Source organism: Rhizobium sp. GW821-FHT14E12 (assembly GCF_058803745.1).
The window spans coordinates 302,379-325,078 of the sequence record NZ_JBXAPH010000003.1; the positions used below are offsets into that span (position 1 = coordinate 302,379).

Annotated in this window: 22 protein-coding genes; 11 read left to right on the forward strand and 11 right to left on the reverse strand. The window is 61.0% G+C overall.

All coding sequences use genetic code 11. From position 1 onward, the window contains the following. Positions 1 to 36: 36 nt before the first annotated feature. Together AC1RO0_RS14720 and AC1RO0_RS14725 are read right to left on the reverse strand one after the other, a co-directional pair. Positions 37 to 606, reverse strand: a complete 570-nt coding sequence (locus tag AC1RO0_RS14720) for a DJ-1/PfpI family protein (RefSeq protein ID WP_498593629.1) — start codon at positions 604 to 606, stop codon at positions 37 to 39. Between the two features lie 138 nt (positions 607 to 744). Further along, positions 745 to 1,809 (reverse strand): Rieske 2Fe-2S domain-containing protein, encoded by a 1,065-nt coding sequence (locus tag AC1RO0_RS14725; RefSeq protein WP_498593630.1) that lies wholly within the window; start codon positions 1,807 to 1,809, stop codon positions 745 to 747. A 127-nt stretch (positions 1,810 to 1,936) separates the two neighbouring features. Here AC1RO0_RS14725 and AC1RO0_RS14730 point away from each other — a divergent pair, with 127 nt between their 5' ends. Then, a complete protein-coding gene (locus tag AC1RO0_RS14730) occupies positions 1,937 to 2,857 on the forward strand; it encodes a LysR family transcriptional regulator (protein WP_498593631.1) in 921 nt (306 codons plus the stop codon). Positions 2,858 to 2,938: 81 nt separating this feature from the next. Here AC1RO0_RS14730 and AC1RO0_RS14735 read toward each other — a convergent pair whose 3' ends face one another. Continuing rightward, a complete protein-coding gene (locus AC1RO0_RS14735) occupies positions 2,939 to 4,873 on the reverse strand; it encodes a methyl-accepting chemotaxis protein (RefSeq protein ID WP_498593632.1) in 1,935 nt (644 codons plus the stop codon). A gap of 290 nt (positions 4,874 to 5,163) precedes the next feature. Here AC1RO0_RS14735 and AC1RO0_RS14740 point away from each other — a divergent pair, with 290 nt between their 5' ends. Beyond that, positions 5,164 to 5,601 (forward strand): hypothetical protein, encoded by a 438-nt coding sequence (locus AC1RO0_RS14740; RefSeq protein ID WP_498593633.1) that lies wholly within the window; start codon positions 5,164 to 5,166, stop codon positions 5,599 to 5,601. 103 nt (positions 5,602 to 5,704) lie between these two features. On the opposite strand, the gene AC1RO0_RS14745 is transcribed toward AC1RO0_RS14740, so the two are convergent. Then, the gene (locus AC1RO0_RS14745) at positions 5,705 to 6,778 is read right to left on the reverse strand and encodes an alkene reductase (RefSeq protein WP_498593634.1); all 1,074 of its coding nucleotides are present in this window, start codon (positions 6,776 to 6,778) and stop codon (positions 5,705 to 5,707) included. A 123-nt stretch (positions 6,779 to 6,901) separates the two neighbouring features. Here AC1RO0_RS14745 and AC1RO0_RS14750 point away from each other — a divergent pair, with 123 nt between their 5' ends. Together AC1RO0_RS14750 and AC1RO0_RS14755 are read left to right on the forward strand one after the other, a co-directional pair. Next, positions 6,902 to 7,138 carry a hypothetical protein gene (locus AC1RO0_RS14750; RefSeq protein WP_498593635.1) on the forward strand — a complete coding sequence of 79 codons (237 nt, stop codon included), beginning with the start codon at positions 6,902 to 6,904 and terminating at the stop codon, positions 7,136 to 7,138. A 68-nt stretch (positions 7,139 to 7,206) separates the two neighbouring features. After that, positions 7,207 to 8,532: an acetyl-CoA hydrolase/transferase family protein gene (locus tag AC1RO0_RS14755; protein WP_498593636.1), complete on the forward strand. Its 1,326-nt coding sequence runs from the start codon at positions 7,207 to 7,209 to the stop codon at positions 8,530 to 8,532. A gap of 14 nt (positions 8,533 to 8,546) precedes the next feature. Here AC1RO0_RS14755 and AC1RO0_RS14760 read toward each other — a convergent pair whose 3' ends face one another. The 7 genes from AC1RO0_RS14760 to AC1RO0_RS14790 form a co-directional block, all read right to left on the reverse strand. Next, entirely contained in the window at positions 8,547 to 10,241 is a 1,695-nt protein-coding gene (locus AC1RO0_RS14760; protein ID WP_498593637.1) for a GMC family oxidoreductase, read from the reverse strand. Further along, entirely contained in the window at positions 10,238 to 11,035 is a 798-nt protein-coding gene (locus tag AC1RO0_RS14765) for an ABC transporter permease (RefSeq protein ID WP_498593638.1), read from the reverse strand. The genes AC1RO0_RS14760 and AC1RO0_RS14765 overlap by 4 nt, the downstream gene beginning before the upstream one ends. Before the next feature lie 3 nt (positions 11,036 to 11,038). Further along, the gene (locus AC1RO0_RS14770; protein ID WP_498593639.1) at positions 11,039 to 11,911 is read right to left on the reverse strand and encodes an ABC transporter permease; all 873 of its coding nucleotides are present in this window, start codon (positions 11,909 to 11,911) and stop codon (positions 11,039 to 11,041) included. 24 nt (positions 11,912 to 11,935) lie between these two features. Beyond that, on the reverse strand, positions 11,936 to 12,976 hold the full coding sequence (locus tag AC1RO0_RS14775) for an ABC transporter substrate-binding protein (RefSeq protein WP_498593640.1): 1,041 nt from the start codon (positions 12,974 to 12,976) through the stop codon (positions 11,936 to 11,938). A gap of 63 nt (positions 12,977 to 13,039) precedes the next feature. Beyond that, entirely contained in the window at positions 13,040 to 14,347 is a 1,308-nt protein-coding gene (locus AC1RO0_RS14780) for an NAD(P)/FAD-dependent oxidoreductase (protein ID WP_498593641.1), read from the reverse strand. A gap of 9 nt (positions 14,348 to 14,356) precedes the next feature. After that, positions 14,357 to 15,088 carry an HAD-IA family hydrolase gene (locus AC1RO0_RS14785; protein WP_498593642.1) on the reverse strand — a complete coding sequence of 244 codons (732 nt, stop codon included), beginning with the start codon at positions 15,086 to 15,088 and terminating at the stop codon, positions 14,357 to 14,359. A 41-nt stretch (positions 15,089 to 15,129) separates the two neighbouring features. Then, complete coding sequence (locus tag AC1RO0_RS14790; protein WP_498593643.1) at positions 15,130 to 16,221, reverse strand: ABC transporter ATP-binding protein; 1,092 nt, start codon at positions 16,219 to 16,221, stop codon at positions 15,130 to 15,132. 234 nt (positions 16,222 to 16,455) lie between these two features. On the opposite strand from AC1RO0_RS14790, the gene AC1RO0_RS14795 reads away from it, so the two are divergent. The 7 genes from AC1RO0_RS14795 to AC1RO0_RS14825 all read left to right on the forward strand — a co-directional run bounded on the left by AC1RO0_RS14795 (position 16,456) and on the right by AC1RO0_RS14825 (position 22,691). Then, on the forward strand, positions 16,456 to 17,421 hold the full coding sequence (locus AC1RO0_RS14795; protein WP_498593644.1) for a LysR family transcriptional regulator: 966 nt from the start codon (positions 16,456 to 16,458) through the stop codon (positions 17,419 to 17,421). A 359-nt stretch (positions 17,422 to 17,780) separates the two neighbouring features. After that, the gene (locus AC1RO0_RS14800) at positions 17,781 to 18,545 is read left to right on the forward strand and encodes an amino acid ABC transporter ATP-binding protein (RefSeq protein ID WP_498593645.1); all 765 of its coding nucleotides are present in this window, start codon (positions 17,781 to 17,783) and stop codon (positions 18,543 to 18,545) included. Further along, positions 18,542 to 19,186, forward strand: a complete 645-nt coding sequence (locus tag AC1RO0_RS14805; protein WP_498593646.1) for an amino acid ABC transporter permease — start codon at positions 18,542 to 18,544, stop codon at positions 19,184 to 19,186. The genes AC1RO0_RS14800 and AC1RO0_RS14805 overlap by 4 nt, the downstream gene beginning before the upstream one ends. Next, on the forward strand, positions 19,186 to 19,848 hold the full coding sequence (locus AC1RO0_RS14810; protein ID WP_498593647.1) for an amino acid ABC transporter permease: 663 nt from the start codon (positions 19,186 to 19,188) through the stop codon (positions 19,846 to 19,848). Before AC1RO0_RS14805 ends, AC1RO0_RS14810 begins: the two co-directional genes overlap by 1 nt. A gap of 24 nt (positions 19,849 to 19,872) precedes the next feature. Continuing rightward, complete coding sequence (locus AC1RO0_RS14815) at positions 19,873 to 20,712, forward strand: ABC transporter substrate-binding protein (RefSeq protein WP_498593648.1); 840 nt, start codon at positions 19,873 to 19,875, stop codon at positions 20,710 to 20,712. 69 nt (positions 20,713 to 20,781) lie between these two features. Next, positions 20,782 to 21,516, forward strand: coding sequence for an aspartate/glutamate racemase family protein (locus AC1RO0_RS14820; protein ID WP_498593649.1), 735 nt, complete (start codon positions 20,782 to 20,784; stop codon positions 21,514 to 21,516). A gap of 29 nt (positions 21,517 to 21,545) precedes the next feature. Then, on the forward strand, positions 21,546 to 22,691 hold the full coding sequence (locus tag AC1RO0_RS14825; RefSeq protein ID WP_498593650.1) for an aldo/keto reductase: 1,146 nt from the start codon (positions 21,546 to 21,548) through the stop codon (positions 22,689 to 22,691). The last annotated feature ends 9 nt before the right edge of the window (positions 22,692 to 22,700 follow it).

The window sequence follows — 22,700 nt, forward strand, 5'->3', positions numbered from 1 at the left end:
CCCCGTGCCTCTGGGGCGGCGCTATCCTAGCAACACTCAAGCGGCCAGCACAGCCATGAACTGTTTCAGCCAGGCAGGATGCGCCGGCCAGGCGGGCGCGGTGACAAGCTTGCCGTCCGTCACGGCGTCGCTGATGGCGATTTCGGCATAGGTGCCCCCGGCAAGCTCGACTTCGGGCCGGCAGGCGGGATAGGCTGAGCAGGTTCGCCCTTCGAGAACGCGTGCCGCGGCCAGCAATTGCGCGCCATGGCAGATCGCGGCGACCGGTTTGTTGGCATCGAAGAAATGCCGGACGGCCTTGATGACGTTCGGATCGAGCCGCAGATATTCGGGCGCCCGGCCGCCCGGAATGACCAGCGCGTCATAGTCCTCGGCGCGGATAGCGTCGAAGGTGGCGTTGAGCGCGAAATTGTGCCCGCGCTTTTCGGAATAGGTCTGATCGCCCTCGAAATCGTGGATCGCTGTCGCTACCGTATCGCCGGCCTTCTTTCCAGGGCAAACGGCGTGAACCGTATAGCCGCAGGCAAGCAGCGTCTGGAACGGGACCATGGTTTCATAATCCTCGGTGAAATCCCCGGTGATCATCAGAATCTTGGCGCTAGGCATCGTCGTTTCCTCCCTGACACGATGGTGGGAGGATAGCGAAGGATAGGCTTTCGAGGGTACTAGCGGGATACTACGGACAAAATTCCGCTCGGGCATGCTGGCATGTAATTCTTCCGAGGGATGAACGCCGCTGCGATATCAGGAAATGAAAAAGCGACTCAACCCCATATCACGCAGTCCACGGCGATAGGCGATCGAGCTGCGATCTGCCGGGATATGCGCCTCCAGCTTCGGATCGAGCGGCAGTTCTTCCGGCTTCTGGGCCTCGACGATCGCCTTATCCTCTTCGAAGACACGCTTGTTGAAATCATAGACGTCCTGCACTGGCAGATCCTTGTCGAAATTGCGGGCGATCGGCGCGAACATCCGTGTCATCTTTGCGGAAACAGGAGATGCGGCGTTCATGATCACCAGCCGGCCATTGTCGGGGAAATGCACTGTCAGCGTCGCGGTGAACGGCAGGTGCACCTTGAAGTGCCGCAGCCATTCGAAGCCGGGCCTGCCGCGATCGCTGACGCCGATCGGATAGTTGCCGACCGAGCTGCGATACTGGACGTCGAAGCCGTTGGCGTGGAATTCGGGAACATAGGGCGGGACATAGGTATTGTTGGCGTCGCCAAAGGTGGCGGTGTGCACGAAGCCGAAATGGGCGACATCGAGGAAGCCCTCCATCTGCCGGCCGGCGAAGCCGAAAATATCGATGGAAGGACAGACGATCTGCTGAAAATCCGGGTCGTCCCAATGCGGCATCGGGCTGATCGAATTGCGGTTTTCGCCTTCGCCCGGCTGGCTGCTCCACGAGCGCAGACAGGTCCAGATCAGGCCGTAACGCTCTACAGCCGGATAGGTGCGCAGATGCAGCTTTTCCGGAATGTGCAAATCCGGATGCGCCGGCACATGATGACAGCGGCCGCCGGCGCCGAAGCGCAGCCCGTGATAGGCGCAGATGACGCTATTGCCATCGCCCGTGCCCATGCTGAGCGGCACGCCGCGATGCGGACAGATGTCGTTGGCGACGACGACCTGTTCTCCCGAGCGATAGACGACAAGCGTTTCGTCCAGCAGTTTCGCCGCAACGGGCGCCATCCCGATATCGCGGGCAAGCGCGATCGGATACCAGTGGCGCGCGAGAATGTTCCAGTCCCGCGCATCGAAGGTACAGTTGCGCGGCAGATCGTCTGATGTATCGATGAGGTCGGTCATGGTCTCTTCAGCTCCTTGGCGCCGGCATGGGAATTGGGCGGCGGCCCTTGAGAAGAAAGCTGCTTGCGGGACGTGTTGAAATCAATATCTTTAAATCGCATAAGCCGTTGCAAAAAATGGAACACCCTTGTCCCAGTTGGTCTTTTCGCGCTTCCTTCGCTATTTCGCCGAAGTCGCCCGTCTCGGTTCGATCCGAAAGGCGTCGGAACATCTGAACGTGTCGGCCTCCGCGATCGACCGGCAGATCCTGCATGCGGAAGAGGTGTTTGGCATCGCACTGTTCGAAAGGCTGCCGAGCGGCCTGCGGCTCAGTGCTGCCGGTGAACTATTGCTGCGGGCGGGGAAAGGCTGGTCGAAGGAATTCAGCCGGCTACAGACGCAGATGGAGGACTTGCGCGGGCTGAGACGCGGCCACGTCACCATCGCCGTCATCGATGCGTTGAGCAAAGGCTTCGTTCCCGAGATTATCCGGCAGATGCGTGCGGATTTTCCCGGCATTTCCTTCACCATCAAGGTGCTGGACAATATCGACGTCGGCACCGCGCTCTCTTCCGGCGAGGCGGATTTCGGCGTGATGCTCAATCCCCGCGCGACGAAGGATTTGCAGGTCTACGCGCATTTTGAGGTCATGATCGGCCTTGCCACGCTTCCGGATCATCCGATTGCCGGCAAGGCAGGCATTCGTTTCAATCGCTGCGCGGACTATCCGATCGTCGCGCCGGCTGAACCGCTCGCCCTTTGCGAACAGGTGGACGCTCTCGTGGCGGCGACGGGTGTGGCTTTCACCGCCGTCGCGTTCTCCGACAATATCCAGATGATCAAATCGCTGGTAAAAAGCGGCGTCGGCGTCGGGATCCTGAGTTCGATCGATGTCATGAGCGAGGTTCAGGCCGGCGAACTTGCCTTTACGCCGCTGACCGACACAGTTATCCGGCCCTTGAGTCTTGCCGTCTGCGCCATGCCTGTCCGCCAGCTATCGTCGGCGGCCAACCTTGCACTGGATCGCATGGTCTCGGCCGTCTCGGATCACAGCGGTAGAACCCTATGAGAACGGCCGATCGTGATGATCGGCCGCCCCAATTGTCATATCGAATTCACGCAAGCTTGCGCCTTGAGCATCGCGTAGTCGTCAGAATTCTTCCCATGCACCGGCCGTCGCCGCAGCACTGCTTGAGCTTCCAAAGGCACCGGCAAGCTTGGCGCGAAGCGACCGGGCTGGCGAGGCTGCGGGGGCCGACTGTTGGGTGGCCGCGGATGGGCGCTGATAGCTTCGATCGCCTTGCAGGGTGAACTGGCCGAGCAGATTGTTCAGGGACGCCACTTCCTTGGCCAGGCTGTGGCTGGCCGCCGTGGATTGCTCGACCATGGCGGCATTCTGCTGCGTTCCCTGATCGATGGTGTTGACCGCCGTATTGATCTCCTGCAGGCCGGTTGCCTGTTCGCGGGCGGCTTCGACGATCGCCCGCACATTATGGTCGATCTCCTCCACTTCCTTGACGATCTGCTGCAGCGAGCCTCCGGTTTTCGTCACGAGGTCGACACCGCTGTGAACCTGTTGGCCGGATGTCGATATCAGCGCCTTTATCTCCTTGGCGGCCTTGGCGGAGCGCTGCGCCAGTTCGCGCACCTCCTGGGCAACGACCGCAAAGCCCTTGCCGGCGTCGCCGGCACGCGCGGCCTCGACACCTGCATTGAGCGCCAGAAGATTCGTCTGGAACGCAATGTCGTCGATCACGCCGATGATATTGCTGATTTCACTCGACGACTTAGCAATCGCCTCCATCGCGGCAACCGCCTCGCGCATGACGTCGCCCGACTTCTGCGCGCCGATGCGGGCGCGACCGACAAGCGAACCTGCTTCTTCTGCCCGCCGCGTGGAGTCCTTGACGGTGGTCGTGATCTCTTCCAATGCGGCGGCGGTTTCCTCGATCGAGGCGGCCTGCTGTTCGGTGCGCTTGGAGAGGTCGTCGGAAGCTGAACGGATCTCGTTTGCGCCGGCCTCGATGGCTTGGGCATTGTCGCCGACGGCCCGCAGCGTATCCTGGAGCTTTGCCATCGAGGAATTGAAGTTGGCCCGGAGCTGATCGAGATGGGCAACGAAGGGTTTGTCGATGCGATAGGTCACGTTGCCGCTCGAAAGTTCGGCGAGGCCCGCGGCCAATCCATCGACGGCAAATTGGGTGTCGGCCGCATCCTTGGCCTTCTGCGCCTCGCGTTCCAGTCTTTCCTTTTCCGAGAGGTTGCGGCCGGCATCGGCCTCCTTCTCCAGGCGGATACGCTCGATCGCATTGTCGCGGAAGACCGATACGGCGGCCGCCATATGACCGACCTCATCCTGGCGCTCGATACCCGATATGGCTTCCTCCGTCTCACCCCTGGCCAGCGACGCCATGCGGGCGCGCAGCCGCTCGATCGGTGATGTGATGCCACGGGCAGAGACCAGGAGGGCAGTCAGGATTGCTGTGGCAAAGATGATCCCGAGCGCAATCAGGGTATAGGTGATGGTCTCGACCGTTTGCTCACCAAGTCTGTTGCTTTTGGCAGCTATATTCTTGTTGAACGTGTCGAGCCAGTTGCGAACCGCGACTACCTCTGCATCGATAAGCGGGTCTGCTTGCTTCAACAGCTGCGTGGCAACGTCGTTGTCATCAGCCAATCCAGACTTCACGGCCTGATCGGTCAAGGTAATGATATCGTTGGCCCGGGCCGTAATCGCGTCTATCGCCGTCGCCTCAGTGGGCATCAGCCGCTTGGCGTTTGCGAGGCGCTCGAGGAGGATCTTCCGGTTGTCGCCGTACTCCTTGGTAAACTTCGCCATCGCCGGGTCTTTTGAGCTGTAGACCAGGATCTGATAGGCAGTGTAGCTGAGTGCCACGACCCGTTGGCTCGCACGCGACATTTCCACTGCGGCTGTTTCGTCATTCGAGATGAAATCCGAGTAGGATTTGACCGTGTCCTTGTATTGACTGGAGACAATGAGGACACCCGCGATCCCGATCAGACAGATCGGGATGATGACGGAGAGGACTTTGGTTCTGATCTTGGCATTCTGCAAGAATGACATGGCTTGGCTCGCACGTGATGAAGATCAGGCAATGCTGTGCGGTTGGGGGCGATCGCACGCGTTGGTGACTGCCTGCTTCGGGGTCGGGGGAGAAACATTACAGAGAGGGAGCGTCCTGCTCGCCGCCGATGGCGCTGTGCCAATAAAAGATCACGTTAGCCTGACAAAACCATTAATGAGACCGAATTCGACGGCGATTTATTAAAATGCATGACGATCTCTTCGGAAAGACAAAACAGCCTGAAGGAAGGGGATCCATGTCTGTTGCGGCGGCCCGTAGGACGCAGGATATGTCTGAGGCCGATCTGGTGCTGAGCATGCGTATCACGTCTCGGATACTTGACGTTCCTTGGCGGAATGATGAGAATCTTCCGATGTATTGGTACATCTCAATTCTCCCGCCATCCGGATGGAATACGCTCTCCGGCACAGAGCGATTGATTGCGTTTTTGAGAGAACAGCCCGAACTCAGGCAGATAAATGCCATGAGCTTTGGCGCTGCGGATGGGCGGCCATGGGTCGATATCGGGATTCTGAAAGCAAACTCGCCGGATAGCTGGGCCAGCGACGGCATATTCAGTCCTCAGTTCAACCGGGTCGAAATGGTTTGTTCCGACAACGAACCCCAGCAATGGTATGAGGAACTAGCCGTCAAGATCGCTGAATTTCTTCAATGGGATGCCGTTGAGGAAAATGAGTCGCGACAGATATACGGACATTCAAAATGACGGGAGCCTGCGCTCCCGGTTGGCAATATCCGCTGGCCGGCGGTCGCAGTGCGATGACGCGCTTTACAGCACGTCATCGTCCGTTGATCTCGCCCGTTTCCCGTCAGGCGGCGCCGGCTGTGTCTAGCGCGGGATAATCAATGTAGCCCTTCTCGCCGGCTGAGAAAAACGTGTCCCTGTCCGGCGCGTTGAGTGCCGCGCCCTTGAGGAAACGGGTGGGCAGGTCCGGATTGGCAAGAAATGTGCTGCCGAACACGGTTGCATCGGCTTGTCCCTTGTCCAGTGCCGCCTCGGCCTTGGCCTGGTCGAGCCCGCTGCCCATCAGGTAGGCGCCATTGAAAAGCGGCTTCAGAGCCGAATGGTAGTCGACCGTCGTTCCGAACAGCGAAACATGCAGATAGGCGAGATTGAACGTGTTCAGCTGCCGGACGAGATAGGTATAGGTCTCCTGCGGGGTGGCGTCGGAAACGTCGTTATAGTTCATCTCGGGCGAGATCTTGATGCCGACCCGATCGCTACCGGCCTCTCCGACCATCGCCTTCAACACGTCGAGGATGAAACGGGCGCGGTTCTCGATCGAGCCGCCATATTGATCCTCGCGTTTGTTGCTGCCTGAGGAGAGAAACTGTTCCGGCAGATATCCCGAAGCGGCATGCAGTTCCACGCCATCGAAACCGGCTTCGAGTGCCCGGCGGGTGGCGGCGCGATACCCGGCGACGACATCGGCGATTTCGGCGACGCTCAGCGCGTGCGGCGTGACGAAGTCCTGCTGGCCGGTGGCCGTCCATGTCTGACCGGCCGGCTTGATGGCCGAGGGTGCGACGGGCTGTGCGCCTCCCGGAAGCAGCGAGGGGTGAGAGATGCGGCCGCAATGCATGATCTGCATGAAGATGCGGGCGCCGCGAGCATGGACTGCATCCGTTACGCGCTTCCAGGCGGCGACCTGGGCGTCGGTCTCGATGCCGGGCGTGCGGACATAGCCCTTGCCTGTTGCGGCTGGATATACGCCTTCGCTGATGATCAGCCCGGCATCTGCCCGCTGGCTGTAATAGGTCACGACGATATCGGTGGGCACGCCGTCGTCATCATTGGCACGGGAGCGCGTCATCGGCGCCATGACGAAGCGATTGGGAAGTTCGTACCGGCCGATCCGGATGGGTGTGAAGAGCTGGCTCATGTTTGGACGTGTCCTTCTTGGTTACGTCCGCAATACATGGTCACCGCCTTGAGCGGGATAAATAGAAGAAAATGGAAATGATTGATCCGTTCATGGAGCAATGATGCGGAGCTTCTGAACCACATGGTTCTGTTTGTGGCCGATATCAGTTTCGACTTCGAGGAATGGATTCCCGCGCTGTTGACGAGGGCGGCAGTGGGCGGGAGGGTCTTTGCGACCTCGGCGGTGATCGCCGATTCACTCTCGCTATCGGAAGTGGGCGAACAGATGCTAGGATCGAAGTCAGTCGATCAGGCCGCATTGTTTGCAAAGTCTCACCCGACGGCCACGTCACTGCGCGTCCCGCCTTGCAAAACATAGGACGGTGATGATGTGATCATGGAAATGGATGCTGATTTGTTCTGAAAAGTGCACTGGGAGGAGGCCCAATGACCACGATCCATCAGACGCTGTATCGGGAACGGCTGACATCCGCGGAGTGGGCGGTCGCCATGATCCCCTCCGGGGCGAAGGTCGCGATGCCGCTGGCCGCCGGTCAGCCGCCTGCCATCCTCGCGGCGTTTGCCGAACGAGCCCGTGCGGGAGCCGTTAAGAATGTGCGGCTTCATTATCTCCTTTGCACAGGCGTCGCCGGCACCAGCGTATTCGATTTCGAGCTGCGCGACGTGATCGTCCCGATGAGTTACTTTCATGGCGGCGTGGAGCGTGCGCTCGACAAGAGGCGATCGGCGGAAGCGTTGCCCGCCGTCGACGTGGTGCCCTGTCATTTCAGCCAGGTGCCGCGCTCGATGGTCGAGCATGTCGGTGTGGACACCTTGATTGCGACCGTTTCGCCGATGGACGCGGACGGCAATTTCAGCCTCGGCGCCAGCACCGACTATGCGCTCACGGTATCGCGAAAGCCCGGAATCCGGCTGATCCTCGAGGTCAATCGCAACATGCCCTATGTGCGCGGCGATTGCATGATCCCTGTATCAAGCGTGGCCGCGCTGGTCGAAAACGACGCCAGCCTGCCGATCTTGCCAGCCGCCCCGCGCAACGAGGTGGATGATGCCATCGGGGCGATCATCGCGGGCCTGGTGGAAGATGGAGATTGCCTGCAAATGGGCATCGGTGCCTTGCCCGATGCGGTGTGCTCGGGGCTTTCTCGTCATCGCCACCTCGGCATCCATACGGAGATGATGACGCCGGGTCTTGCCAGGCTGGTCAAGGCGGGCGTGGTCGACAATAGTCGCAAGCAAACGCATGTCGGACGGTCCATCTTCACCTTTGCGCTGGGAGATCAGGCGCTTTACGACTTTCTGGACAATAATCCGGACGTCGAAGCCTATCCGGTCGATTATGTGAACAATCCCTTCGTCATTGCCCAGAATGACCGGGTGGTGTCGGTCAATGCGACGCTGCAGGTCGACCTGAACGGAGCGTGCAATTCTGAATTCATGAATGGAAGGCAATTCAGCGCATCAGGTGGGCAGGTCGATTTCGTGCGCGGCGCCTATGCCTCGCGTGGCGGGCGGTCAATCATCGCCTGTCATTCCACGGCAGCGAAAGGCACACTCTCGCGTATCGTTCCGGCGCTGACGGGACCGGTGACGACATCGCGCAACGACACCCATATCGTTGTGACCGAGTATGGATGGGCGAACCTCAAGGGCAAGTCTGTGGCCGAGCGAGCCAGGGCGCTGATCGGGCTGGCCCACCCCGATTTTCGTGAGGATCTGGACCGGGCCGCTCACCAAAGCGGGCTTAAATAGCATTGACATCGCGCTTACTGGCCGCCCCGGATAAAATCCGCAATCCGTTCGGCGATCATGATGGTGGGTATGTTGGTGTTGGCGCAGGGGATCGACGGCATCAGCGAGGCGTCGCAGACGCGCAGTCCTTCGACGCCGTAAACCCTGCCTGTCGGGGAGGTCACGGCCATCGGATCGTCCGGCGATCCCATGCGGCAGGTGCCGGAGGGATGCCAGGTGCCGCCGACATGCCGGCGGACGAATTCGGTCAGCATCGCATCGTCGGTGAGCAGGCCTTCCATGGTGGTGCCGAGGGTAACGGCAGAATGGATGAGGGCGGCGCGCAAAGGCCCTGCGAGATCGAGCATCGCCGACAATGCGCCGCGCTGGATCGCGTTCCATGCGCCGGGAACGGCGACTTTAGCGACGCGCGGGGAATAGCTGGAGGGAAACACCGTGCCCCGGTAGCCGTTCATATGCGGATCGAGCAGTGCATGCGCGCCCATGCGCAATGCCAGTTTCAGTCGTTCAAGGTCGCGCTCATCCGTCAGCATCCGGAAATCGACCACCGGTTCGGCCAGCGGATCGGCGGACCCAAGCTTCAAGACGCCGCGCGAATAGGACTTGTTGACCCAGAAGAACAGGCTGCCCATCCGCAGGCCGACCGAATGCCAGCCGGAGCGTGACAGGATGGCGGCATGCATGTCGCCCTGCGGCGTATCGGGAAGATCTGAGGAAAAACGCCAGATCGATTGCTCGTGGTGCTCCGTGCGGTCCCGCACCCGCATCCGCGGCGGCAGATAGGCGGCGACCGCGATGGACGGATGTTCCATCAGGTTGCGGCCGATGCCCGCGCGCGATGCGATGACGGGAATGCCGAGGGCTGCGAGATCCGCGCCGGGGCCGATTCCGGAACGCAGCAGAAGCGCCGGAGAATGGATCGCACCGGAAGCCACGATGACTTCGTTCGCCTTGATGGTCTGGGGTTGGTTGCCGGTGAGTGTGGCGCCAATCGCCCGCGTGCCCTCGAAGAGAATATGCGTCGCGGTGCTGTCGGTGATGATCGTGAGGTTCGGGCGCCGGCGAACGTCGGGCGTGAGATAGGCAATCGAGGTCGGCAAGCGTTCGCCGGCATCGCTAACGGCGACCGCGCCCCGGAACGTGCCGTCCTCCCAGGGGCCATTCTGGTCGGGACGGATCGGGTGCCCCTGTGTCTCCAGCGTTTTCATCACGCGATCGACGAAGGGCGATATCTTCTCGTCCGTGACCCGCCGGATCGACAGTGGTCCGTTCGCTCCATGTAGGGGGCCGCCGAAATCCCGGTCTGCCTCTATTTTGCGGAAATAGGGCAGGCAGCTGTCCCATCCCCAGCCGGCCGCCCCCAATTCCTCCCATTCGGCGTAGTCGGACGGGGCGCCGCGATTGGCCATCAGTGCATTGATGGCGGAGCCGCCGCCGAGAAGCTTTGCCTGCTCGTAGCGGCGGGATGAACGGGGGGCGCTGTTTGATCTGGAAGAGCCCATCAACGCCGTGAGCGAGGACCATATGTTGCGGGTGTCGAGATAGGCGCGGCCGGGATAACGGCTGCGCACGTCATCGGGGATATCGCCGGCGGCAATGTTGCGTCCCGCTTCGACAAGAACCACCGTCCGCTTCGGATCCTCCGACAGCCGCGCCGCCAGAACGCATCCGGCCGAGCCGCCGCCGAGGATCAGGTGATCGGCAATCATGCCGTCTTCCCCTGGCGGCGATCCGTGTTGCGCGCATTGATCGCCACCAGCATCACCAGGATGAAGGAAATCGCCGTTAGCAGCGAGCTGATCGACGCGATCGTCGGATCGATCTCGTCGCGAAGCGCGGTGAACATGCGCTTTGTCAGCGTCTGGTACTGGCCGCCGGAAATGAACAGCGAAACGACGGTCTCGTCCATGGCGGAGATGAAGGCGAACAGCATGCCGGAAATCACGCTCGGCCGGATCTGCGGCAGGGTCACGACAAAGAAGGTGCGCAGCCGGTTCATGCCGAGGCTGCGCGATACCATCTCCTGCGTATGGTCGAATTTCCGGAGGCCGACCAGAACCGACGTGATGACATAGGGCAGGCCGAGCATGACATTGGCAAGGATCAACCCCGTCATGGTGGCGATCAGGCCGATCTGCGCATAGACGAGGAAGACGCCGACGGCGGTGATGACGATCGGCACGATCAGCGGCAGGAGCAGCAGCATCTGCAGGCTGCGCACCAGCCGGGACGAAGTCATGTCGAGCGCATAGGCGGCGGCCGTGCCGAAGATCGTTGCCAGAATGGCGCTCGAAACCGAGACTATCAGGCTGACGCGGGTCGCCTGCATCCATGCGGCACTGCTCAGATAAGCCTGGTACCAGCGCAGGGACCATGACGGTGGCGGGAACGACAGGAACCGGGCGCCCGAAAAGGACATGGGCACGATGATGAGGATCGGGATGATCAGCCAGGCGAGGATAAGGGCAACGACGGCATAAAGCAGGATTTTGGACATACGCATGCGTCACCTCGTTCCCATGATACGTTCAAACGGGATGATCATGCTCGCCAGGCGGAAGACGAGGAAGACGCAGGCCATCAGCACCACGCTGATCGACGATGCCGCACCCCATTCATTGTAGACCTCGATGTTGCGGGAGACGAGCATGGAGACCATGTAGGTGCGGCCGCCGCCGAGAAGTTCCGGCGTGATGTAGAAGCCGAGCGTCAGCACGAAGACCAGAACCATGCCGGCAATCATGCCCGGCAGGGACAGGGGCAGGAAAACCCGCGCAAACACATGCATCGGCGATCCGCCGAGGCTTGCGCCCGCCATCGTCAGCTCGGGCGGGATCTTCTTCATGGTCGCATAGAGCGGCAGCACCATGAAGGGCAGCAGGATGTGAATGGTTGCGACCACCGTGCCGAACTCGTTGTTGATGAGCGGCAGAGGACTGTCGATCAGCCCGGCATTCTTCAGCGCTGAATTGACGATGCCGGTTCTCTGCAACAGGATGAGCCAGGCATAGGCACGCACGAGCACGCTGGTCCAGAAGGGCAGCAGGACCATTGCAAGAATAAGCACGCTCCACCGCTGCGGCAGGCCCGCCGCCACATAGGCGACGGGATAGCCGAGGAGAAGCGTCGCGAGCGTCACCACGAACGCGATGCGGAAGGTCTGGAGGAAGGTCATCCAGTAGACGGAATCGGTGACGAACCGTTCGTAGTTGATGAGTGTGAAACCGCCGTCCTGCCAGATCGACTGCCAGGCAAGCCAGAGCAGCGGCACGATCAGCAGCGACACGACCACGAGCAGGGCCGGGGCCAGAAGCATCAGCATCAGCCTCTGCTCGCGCCGGTCATGACGCTCCGAAGGATTGCTTGTCGACACGGTCATAGGTGACCCTCCATGGGCCGGTGATTACTTCTGAATGAAGGATGCCCAGCGCTTCTGCGCTTCCTCGCCAGCCGGCGAACTCCACCACTTGTCCGACACCAGAACCTGCTTGGCGGCGTTCTCCGGCGAGCTTGGCATTTCAGCGGCGCGCTCCGGGGAAATCTTGCCGGTCTTGTAGGCCTCCGGATTGCCCGGACCGTAATCGATATAGGCCGGGAAGTTCGCCTGGATATCCGGCGTCATCGCCGCGTTGACGAATTTCACGGCGGTGTCGAGATTGGGCGCACCCTTGAGAATGCAAAGCGATGTGTATTGCAGGAAGCCCTGGTTGAACGTGTAGCTGATCGGGGCACCTTCCTTGGCGACGGCGGTCACGCGACCGTTCCAGGCCATTTCCATATCGACCTCGCCGTCGGCAAGCAGCTGCGCCGACTGAGCGCCCGATGTCCACCAGACGGTGACGTAGGGCTTGATTTCCTCGAGCTTCTTGAAGGCGCGATCAACGTCCAGCGGGTAGAGCTTGTCGGCGGGAACGCCGTCGGCGAGAAGGGCTGCTTCCAGCGTGGCAAGCGGATGATTGCGCAGCGCGCGCGTGCCCGGAAACTTCTTGACGTCCCAGAAATCCGCCCAGCTCTTTGGCGGGTTTGTTCCGAACTTGTCCTTGTTGTAGGCGAGCACGCTCGAATAGAATTCATAGGCCACGGAATAGGGGCTCTTGTATTCCGCGGGCATTTTCTCGGCATTGGGGATCTTGGAGAAGTCGAGGGTTTCGATCATGCCCTGCTGGCCGCCACGGACGCAATCCTGTGTCGGCGTATCGACGACATCCCAGATCGGCTTGCCCGTCGACGTCTGGGTCTTGATGACCGGCCAGGCGTCCGGCGCGCTATCCTGATTGACGGTGATCCAGAGCAATTTGGCGACCGGATCGAGGATCGCCTTGGTCTGCGCGTCCTGATAGGCGCCACCCTGGGATACGAAGGTGATCTGTTCAGCCGAAGCAAGGCCGGCTGAGAGGGCGATGGCTGAAGCGGAAAGCACGAGAGTGGAAAATTTCAGTATCATGTCCGTTCTCCTCTTTTGGCAGGGTTTCAAACCCCGCTTTTTTGATGCGTGAAATGCAGGGTCTTATCGCCCGATTGCATCCAGGAACTGGTACCAGCCGGCGACGAGCCGGACGGCGGGTTCCCGGATGGGATAGAAGGGAACGGGTTTCAACCGTTCGGAAGTCAGAAGCCCGAGGTCCGGGCTCTCGCCGGCGACGATCGCGGCGACGTGTTTGCCCATGCTCGAGGCAAGCGCCACGCCGGTGCCGTTGTAGCCGACCGCATAGACGAGGCGTTCGTCCAGCCGTCCCACATGCGGAATGCTGTCCATGGTCATGGCGACGAGACCGGACCACCGATGGGTAACGGCGGCGTCCGAGAGTTCCGGGAACTGTCGCACCATCGCTTTGTGCAGCGCCGCGAAGGCGCTTTCTGAATCTGTCTTGCCGAAGGCGCCGCGGCCGCCATAGAGCAGCCGGTCGCCCGCCTTGCGAAACCAGCGCATCATCCGCCGGGTCTCGGTGTAGCTGCGGCCGTTGGCCAAGAGAGCGCCGCCGGCTTTGCCGGACAGCGGTTCCGTGGCGATCATGGCCGAGCGGAAGGGGATGATTGCCTTGCGAACCGCTGCTGTGGCTCGTGTCAGGTCGGAATAGGAATTGGTGGCGATCACCGCCTGTCCGGCGGTGATGGTGCCGCGCGGCGTTTCCAGAAGCACGCCGGATCCCTCGCGTCTGAGGCCGGTGACCGGCGCATTCTCGAAGATGTCGATGCCGGCGGCCTTCAGCCCAGTGGCGATGCCGAACACGAAATTGAGCGGATGAATGACGCCGCCATGGGTATTGAGCATGCCGCCGGTGAAATCCCTCGAGCCGGTTTCCGCTTCCATCTCCGCCGGTGAAAGGATGGAGCAGGCGCTGTCGCCGAGCGCTTGCTGCAGCCAGTCCACTTCCGTCTTGAGTGCCTCAAGCGAGACCGCATTGTGGGCGCAACGCAGCGAGCCCGTCGGCCTGTACCCGGCGGAGGCGATGCTGTAATCCTCGACCAGCTCGCCGACATGCTCTATGGCCTCGATGCCGAGATCATGCATGCGGCGGGCGGTCTCGATGCCGAACCGGCCGGCGATCTCGGAAAAGGCGAGCCGGAATTTTCCGGAGACGACGCCGCCATTGCGCCCGCTTGCGCCCCAGCCGATGCGGTTTGCTTCCAGCACCACCGATGACAGGCCACGACGGGCGAGGTAACGGGCCGTGCTTAGGCCCGTATAACCGCCGCCGATGATGGCCACGTCATAGCGCTGATCGCCTGACAGCGTGCCGAAGACCGGACGGTCTACGGCTGTCTCCTGCCAGAGGGAGTTGATATCGGGGAAAGGAGGGTGGGCGGCGGCCATCGTCTTTCCTCAGGCCGCGCTTGCGGTCTGAATGCCGGCGGCAAGCTCCGCATCAACGGCGTCGGCAAGCTGTTTCAGCGAGGAGAAATGGAAGTCCGGCTTCGTCAGCACCTTGGGCTCCGGCGTGCCGCCAAACCCCTTCTGACCCTGCCGCCGCTCGATCCAGCATGTCGTGTAGCCAAGTTCCTTGGCCACGCCGATATCGTGGTGCTGGCTCTGGGCAACGTGCAGGATTTCCGACTGCTTGAAGCCGGAAGCGGATTGGCGGCCCTTGTTGAAGGCGAAGAACTGTGGATTGGGCTTGGCGCATCCGGTCTCATCGCAGGTGACGCTGTCGTGGAACGGATTGCCGAGCGTGTCCGAATAGGCCGAGAAGGCGGTACGGTCCGCATTGGTCATCGCCACCAGCCGGAAATTCTTGCGCAGGCGTGCGAGCGCCTCGACCGAGTCCGAGAAGGCCGGCCAGCGCAGGACCGCAAGCTGAAAGGCCTCCGCGGTCGCGGCGTCTTTCACGAAGCCGCATTCCGTCGCCAGGGAGAGGTAGACGTCCTTCATGGCAAAGGAGGAGCGGCCGTAAAACTTGTCCCGACCGCGCTTGTAGGGCTCGAAGATCTCGTCATCGGAGGCTGCTGCTGCTTTCTCCCCGCCAAGCGTCCGAACGGCATTCAGGACACCCGTTTCGAAATCGATCAAAGTGCCGACGACATCAAAGGTCATGACCTTGAATTCGGTGAGTTTCATAGTCTGCTTTCCTTGTTGACTGTAAGAATGAATGCGAGATTTCAGGACGCTTCCGGCACGATGATCGTGTCTTCGGGATGCAGCGCCACGACTATCGGGTCGCCGGGCTTCTTGAGTTGCGCGCGGCCCGCATGATTGCTGGGGAGCCTGAGGCTGAGGTCGCCACCGGATGACAGCGTCAGGAAAACCCGGATGCTTTCGCCCTGATAAAGCGTGTCGGTCACCGTTCCCGTCAGTCGGTTCGATGCCGAGGGTTCGCTGCCATCGGCGACGACGAGCTTTTCGGAATGGACCGCGAGATGCAGCTGGCCGTTCTGGGGAACGCGATGCGACGTGCGCAGGATCGTGTCGCCCAGCCTTACGGTGTCGTCGCCTTCACGCTTGACCGGCAGCAGCGTCGCCTCGCCGATAAAACGGGCGACGAAGGAATCCGCCGGATGATCATGAAGCTGCTCCGGGGTGTCGACCTGCACGAAGCGGCCCTTGTTCATGATGGCGACGCGATCGCTCATCGTCAGAGCCTCACGCTGGTCGTGCGTGACGTAGATGATGGTTGCGCCCAGCCGCTTGTGCAGGCGCTTGAGTTCGATCTGCATGGTCTCCCGCAGCTGCTTGTCGAGCGCGGAAAGCGGCTCGTCCATCAGGATCAGTCCCGGCTCGAAAATCATGGCGCGGGCGAGTGCGACACGCTGGCGTTGGCCGCCGGAAAGTTCATGAACGCGCCGCTCTCCGTATCCGGCCAGTTCGACCATATCGAGGGCTTCCTGGAGCTTCTTTGGCCAGTCCGATTTCGGCAGACGGCGTGCTCTCAGCGGAAATGTGATGTTCTCGGCGACGCTCATATGCGGAAAGAGCGCGTAGTTCTGGAAGACGATGCCGATATTGCGTTTGTGCGGAGGCTCGAATGTAATATCCCGTTCGCCGAGCCAGATGGATCCGGACGTGGGCTGCACAAAGCCTCCCAGAATACCCAGAAAGGTCGTCTTTCCCGACCCGGACGGTCCGAGGATCGAGACGAATTCGCCCGCGGCCACTTCCAAGCTGACATTGTCCAGAGCCCGGAATTCTCCATAGCTCTTGTTTGCAGCGCGAATGGAAACGCCCAAACGCTCAGCGTTCTTTAGATCAATCATTTGATTCCACTGCAAAATCTATACACGCTGATGCCGGACCGACACGCGCTGCATTCATTGTTGAGTAGAAACCTGGATATGTGGTCCATGCCGGGACGCTACACGCCCGGCACGTTTGCATATCCTGTTCCCCGATTTTCCTTGAAGGTCTTTTGCCTTCCTTGATCAGCAACAGACCAAAGAACCGGGATGTCCGCAATTGAAAAAAAGTTCAGAAAGGTGTTACATCATGTAATGAACAAATTGCGCCGGTCCCTGCCATCCATGAATGGCCTCTTTACTTTCGAGGCTGCGGCGCGCTGCGGCAACTTCTCCAAGGCAGCGGACGAGCTCAACGTCACGCCGGCGGCGGTCAGCCGGATGATCGCGCGTCTGGAGGAACATCTCGATACGGCGCTGTTCAGTCGCCAGCCGGGAGGTGTCGGCCTGACCGAATCCGGTCGCATACTCTTCGATGCGATTGCGCGCGGCTTTTCGGGAATCGAGAACGCGCTGCGCGAAATCGAGGATCGCCGCATCGGCATTCAAACGGTCTCGCTGTCGGTTTCGACCGGTTTTACGACCCATTGGATGATGCCGCGCATGGCGGAATTCAAGAAGCAGTTTCCGACCGTCGACCTGCGCTTCCAGCTCGTGATGGGCGCGCTCGCAGGCCCCGTCAACGACGTCGATCTCGGCATGCGCTTCGTCAACGGCTCGGATGAACGGCACGAGGCGGTTTTCGTCATGCCGGAAATTCTGGTCCCGATCTGCAGCCCCGCTTATCGGGAAAGCCATGGGCCAGATGGCAACGACATAAAGCGGAGCCCCGACACCACCATCAATCTCAGCGACGCCCAGCCGAACTGGTCGAGCCTGTTTTCCCCGGCGAACGAGGGCGATGCGGTCAACTCGATGATCTTTTCCGACTATGCCATCGTCGTGCAGGCAGCGCTTCTCGGGCAGGGCGTTGCGCTTGGATGGCTGAATGTCGTTGCGCACTGGCTGCGAACCGAGGCGCTGGTGCCGGCGCGCGAGCATCTGATGACGACCGGCCGGCAATGCCATCTCGTCCGCCTGCGGGACAAGCCGGCTCGCGCGATCGTCACGCAGGTCCGCGACTGGATGATAGCCGAACTCCATAGTGACATCGTCGCGGTAGATGCGCTTTATCCGACACTCGGCCTGGGTCCGGGGAGCTGGTCGAAAACAGGATCGTGACGTGCGGTGCTTTTGAGGCTTCGCCGATGGGTCGGTCTTGTTCAAGGCGATAGTGTCTTCGGAAGACCACGCGGATTCACTCAAACTTCATAACCTCAAGTTATATGCGCGCGCATTTTTTTTGCAGTCCCACAGCTGGGCCATGATGATAACCTTCAGGCAATAAAAGTGGGAACTAAGCCGTTTCGGAAACGTAAAGCGGCCGAAAAAAAGCAAAATCCATGCCGCCGTCGAACAGGTCGCTTCCGGCCCTGCTTGCGCGTGCGTGTTGAGCGGGAGTCCGTGGCATTGGTCATATCGTTTGCAAATGGCGAGGGCTTGGCGTGTTTCTTTAGCGAGGGCGCGGGGCTGCGTCGGATATGAAGGATGCCTCCGGAAAGGCCCTCATCGGCCTACACTTACTTAGCAAGCGCTACGGAACGCATACGGTCCTGGACAAGATCAATCTCGAAGTTGGCTCGGGCGAGGTTCTCGCCATCATTGGCCCCAGTGGTTCGGGAAAGAGCACGCTGCTTCGCTGCATCAATTATCTCGAGCCGCCATCCGGCGGTACGATCACGATAGGTCCAACGACGATCAATGCGGCGCAGCCGGTGTCGCGCATCGAGCTTTCGAGCCTGCGTCGGCGTGTCGGCATGGTTTTTCAGTCGTTCAACCTCTTTCCCCACATGTCGGTGCTGCGCAATGTCAGCCTCGCGCAGGAACGGGTGCTCGGCCGTAGTCGGGCGGAAGCGGACGAGCGCTCGATGCAATTGCTAAGCCGGGTCGGGTTGACCGACAAGGCCGCGCAGTTTCCGGGTCGCTGCTCGGGCGGACAGCAGCAGCGGATTGCCATTGCCCGGGCTCTTGCGCTCGATCCAGAGGTCATGTTGTTCGACGAGCCGACGTCGGCGCTCGATCCGGAACTGGGGCTCGAGGTGTTGGCGGTCATGCGCGAACTGGCGAGCAGCGGGATGACGATGATCGTCGTGACCCACGAGATGGGTTTTGCCGAAAACGTATCCGACACGGTGATGATCATGGCGGATGGCCAGATCGTGGAAAAAGGTCCGTCGGCCGAGGTCATGCGCAATCCGCAGCACGAGCGGACACGGCGCTTCCTTCGTGCGGTGCATGATCGATGAGCGCTGCCGATCTTCTCATGTTTCTCCGCGGTCTTGCCTGGACCATCGCCCTGACCATCGGTTCCTTCGCGATCGGCGCCGTCCTTGCCATACCGCTTCTGGCCGCACGCCGAAGCCGGTTTTTCCTGGTACGCCTCCTTGCCTCGGTCGCGATCCAGGTCGTGCGCGCCATCCCGCCGATCCTCTGGTTGTTCATCATCTTCTTTGGTCTCGGGATAAGCCTTTTCCCGATCAGCCCGTTCGTGGCGGCGCTCGCCGGCCTTGGCCTCATCGCTGCCGCGAACATGGCGGAAATCTATCGCGGTGCTCTGAGCTCGATCCACCATGGTCAATGGGAGGCCTGCGCGGCGCTGGACCTTGGCCGGTGGTCTACGATGCGGGATGTCGTGGCGCCGCAAGCCTTCAGAGTGGCTCTGCCGTCGGCGGCAAGCTATCTTATCGGCCTGATGAAAGAGACGGCCGTCGCCTCGACGATCGGGGTGGCGGAACTCGCCTACCAAGGCAACCAGCTTTCGCAGCTAACGTTCCGCGGTCTGGAAATCTTCGCCTTCGTCGGACTGTTCTACATTTTTCTGAGCCTGCCGGTGGCCTGGCTGTCGCGCCTGGCCGACGCCCATCTCCGATCCAAGGTGGCGCGCTGATGTTTCCAAGCTACGACGAAATCGTCTCCTGGATGCCCGAGCTTCTCGGTGGTCTTTCCATCAGCCTTCAGGTCACCGTGCTCAGCCTGTTGTTTGGCATTCCCTTCGGGCTCTTGCTGGCCTTGGGCGTGCTGGCGCGCAGCAGGGCGCTGCGGGTCGCTTCGCTCATTCTCGTGGAAGTGGGTCGTGGTGCGCCGGCGCTGGTGCTGCTGCAATTCATCTATTTCGGCTTGCCGAGCGTCGGGCTGACGATCGAGTCCTTTGCGGCGGCGGTGATCGCGCTTGCCTGGAACACTGGTGCCTATACCAGCGAAATCATCCGGGCGAGCCTGCAATCGATCGCGCACGGCCAGCGAGAGGCCGCCGAGGCGCTCGGCCTCAACCGGACCGACGAGTTGCGCTTTGTCCTGCTTCCGCAGGGTTTGCGCGTGGCGCTGCCGGCGCTGCTCGGCTTCTCGATCCTCATTTTCCAGGGCACGTCGCTATGCTTCACGATTGCCCTGCCGGAACTCGTGAGCCGTGCTTACGAGATCGGCTCCACCACCTTCCGCTATTTCCCGGCCCTGCTTTGCGCCGGTGCGCTCTATGCCTGCATTTCGATACCCGCCGCCCTCCTCGTCAGCCACGTCGAGAAGCGCGCAAGTCTCTATGCTCAACATTAACCTTCCACAGAAAGGAATTCCGGCATGCCCGCATTCAAGTCCAAGACTTATCTCCTTCTGTCCGGCATTGCCGGCATGCTCCTGTCGGCCCAGATCACGCATGCCGCCGATTGCACGCCGCCGCACAAGTTCACCACCATCGAGCCCGGCACGCTGACGGTTGCCGTCACGACCTACGCGCCGCATTCCTATCTCGACGACAGTGGCAGCATGAAGGGGATCGACGGCGACATCGCCGCCGAATTCGCCAAGCGCGAATGCCTGAAGGTCAAGGCGGTTGCCGTCGATCCTGCCGCGGCGATCCAGTATGTTCTTTCCGGCCAGGCTGATATCACCACCGGCGACTGGTATCGCACTGCCGAGCGGGCCAAGGTCATGAGCCTTTCCGCGCCGCTCTACACCGACCAGATGGCGATCTATTCGAAGCAGGACTTCAAGAAGGTATCCGATCTCGAAGGCAAAAAGGTTGGCACCGTTCAGGGCTATCTCTGGGTTTCCGATCTGAAGACGCTGCTCGGCGCGTCGCTGAAGCTCTATCCGAATTCCGTCAATATGCAGCAGGATCTGTTCGCCGGCCGTATCGATGTCGCTGTCGACGGCTATTCGACGGGCGTTGTCGCCGCGCAGAAGGGCGCGTTGAAGGATGTCAAGGTTGCCGTTGCGGCCGCCGATCCGCGTGTGAAGGCGACCAAGGAAGCCGCGCAGGCTGGCTTCCCCTATTCGCTGAAAGCGAAGGAATTCGGTGAAGCGCTCGATAGCAATATCGAGGCGATGCATAAGGATGGAACGATCGTCAAGATTCTGAAGTCTTATGGCCTCGATGGCACGGCGGGCGAAACCGGCGCTCCGCGCCTGGTGCAGTAAGACCATGATGCGCGGGGGAGGCGATCTTCCCCCGCTTGTCCGCGAACAGATATTAGGGAGACATCGGCGATGACGGTCTACACGGTCACGCGCAAGACGCAGTCATGGTACGGGGAGCAGATCGGCATCCTGATCCTCGATGCGGCCTATCCTTGCGTTCCCGGCAATGTCGGGAATGCCTCCACCTACACTTATCCCGTCCGGTTTCAGGAAGTGCGCGGAGCGTCGATCGACAGGCTTTTGAACCAGCGCGATCCCGCCCTGAAGGAGGCTTTCGTCGAGGCGGCGCTGGAATTGCAGAGCCGCGGCGTCAAGGCCATTACCGGTGCCTGCGGCTTCATGGCCTATTTTCAGGAAGAGGTCGCAGCAGCGCTCGATATCCCGGTCTTCCTGTCCAGCCTGATGCAGGTTCCCTTCATGCACGCGCTTTGCGGCGGTAGCGTTGGCATCATCACGGCCAATGCCTCGCGGCTCACGCCGCGACATTTCAAGGCTAGCAACATCCCGGACAGCATTCCCCTGGCGATCGCCGGCATGGAGGATCAGACGGAGTTTCGTAAAGCGATCCTTGAGGAAAAGGGGACGCTGGATTCAGCGGAGATCGAACGCGAGGTGACGCAGGTTGCCCGTCGTCTGGTGGAAGAGCACCCCGAGGTGCGCTCCATCCTGCTGGAGTGCAGCGATCTGCCGCCCTATGCCCATGCGGTGCAAGCCGCCACGGGACGCCCCGTCTTCGACTTCATCACGATGATCAACTACGTCCGGCAAAGCATTGCCCACCGGCCTTACGTCGGAAGCATGTGACGCAGGCGGTTTCGACCAGGAGGTCAACCATGTCTGTCGATCAATATTACCTGCTCGGGCGCTCGGGGCTGCGCGTCAGCCGCCTGGCGTTGGGCACGATGACCTTTGGCAATGGCGGCATTCGCGGTATCGGCGGAAACTGGGGCGCGGACGAGGCGACCGCACGGGCGATCTTCAGTCGCTACATCGCTGTCGGCGGCAATTTCATCGATACCGCCAATTCCTATGCCGGGGGTTTGAGCGAAAAACTTATCGGCGCCTTCGTCGCCGAAATGGGTTTGCGCGACGACGTTGTCATCGCCACGAAATTCTCCAACAATGTTTCGCCCGGTAATCCCAACGCCGGCGGCAACGGTCGCAAGGCGATGCTGCAGGCGGTCGATGCCTCGCTCAAACGCCTGAAGACCGACTATATCGACCTTTATCTTCTCCATACATGGGACCGCATGACGCCGGCCGAGGAAGTCATGCGAACCTTCGACGATCTCGTGCGCGCCGGCAAGATCCGCTATGCGGGGTTCTCCGACGTGCCCGGCTGGTATGCCGCGCGCGCCCAGACATGGGCCGAGGCGCATGCTCTCACCCAGCCCATCTGCCTGCAATTGCCCTATTCGCTGGTCGAGCGGAGCATCGAGCACGAATTCATGCCGCTTGCCGATGCGCTTGGTCTTGGCATCACCGCATGGAGCCCGCTCGCCATGGGGCTTCTGTCCGGAAAATATCGTCCCGGTTCGGCGGAGCAGGGGCGGCTTTCGCAAGATGCATCCGGCGGCGGCCTCGGATTGTTCACCGAACGCAATACGCGCATCCTCACCGTGCTGGAAAGGATTGCCGGCGAGCTGGGGCACAGCATGGCGCAGGTGGCGCTGAACTGGTGCGTCAATCGCCCGGGAGTCGCAGCCGCGATTATCGGCGCGAGCCGGCTGTCGCAACTCGACGACAATCTTGCCGCGCTGGATTTTACAATTCCGCCCGAGTTCCGGTCCGAGCTCGACAGCGCCACCGCCATCGAGGCACCCTATCCCTATGCGCTGTTTGGGGACGATTATCAGGCTGCGATTTTGAACGCCGGCGCGTCCGTTGGCGATAAGCCGCCGAGCTATAGAAGGGAAATCCTGCTGCCCAAGATCACGGACTATACATTCGGCCAGCCGCAGACCAAGGATCCGGATTGAATGCCCGGC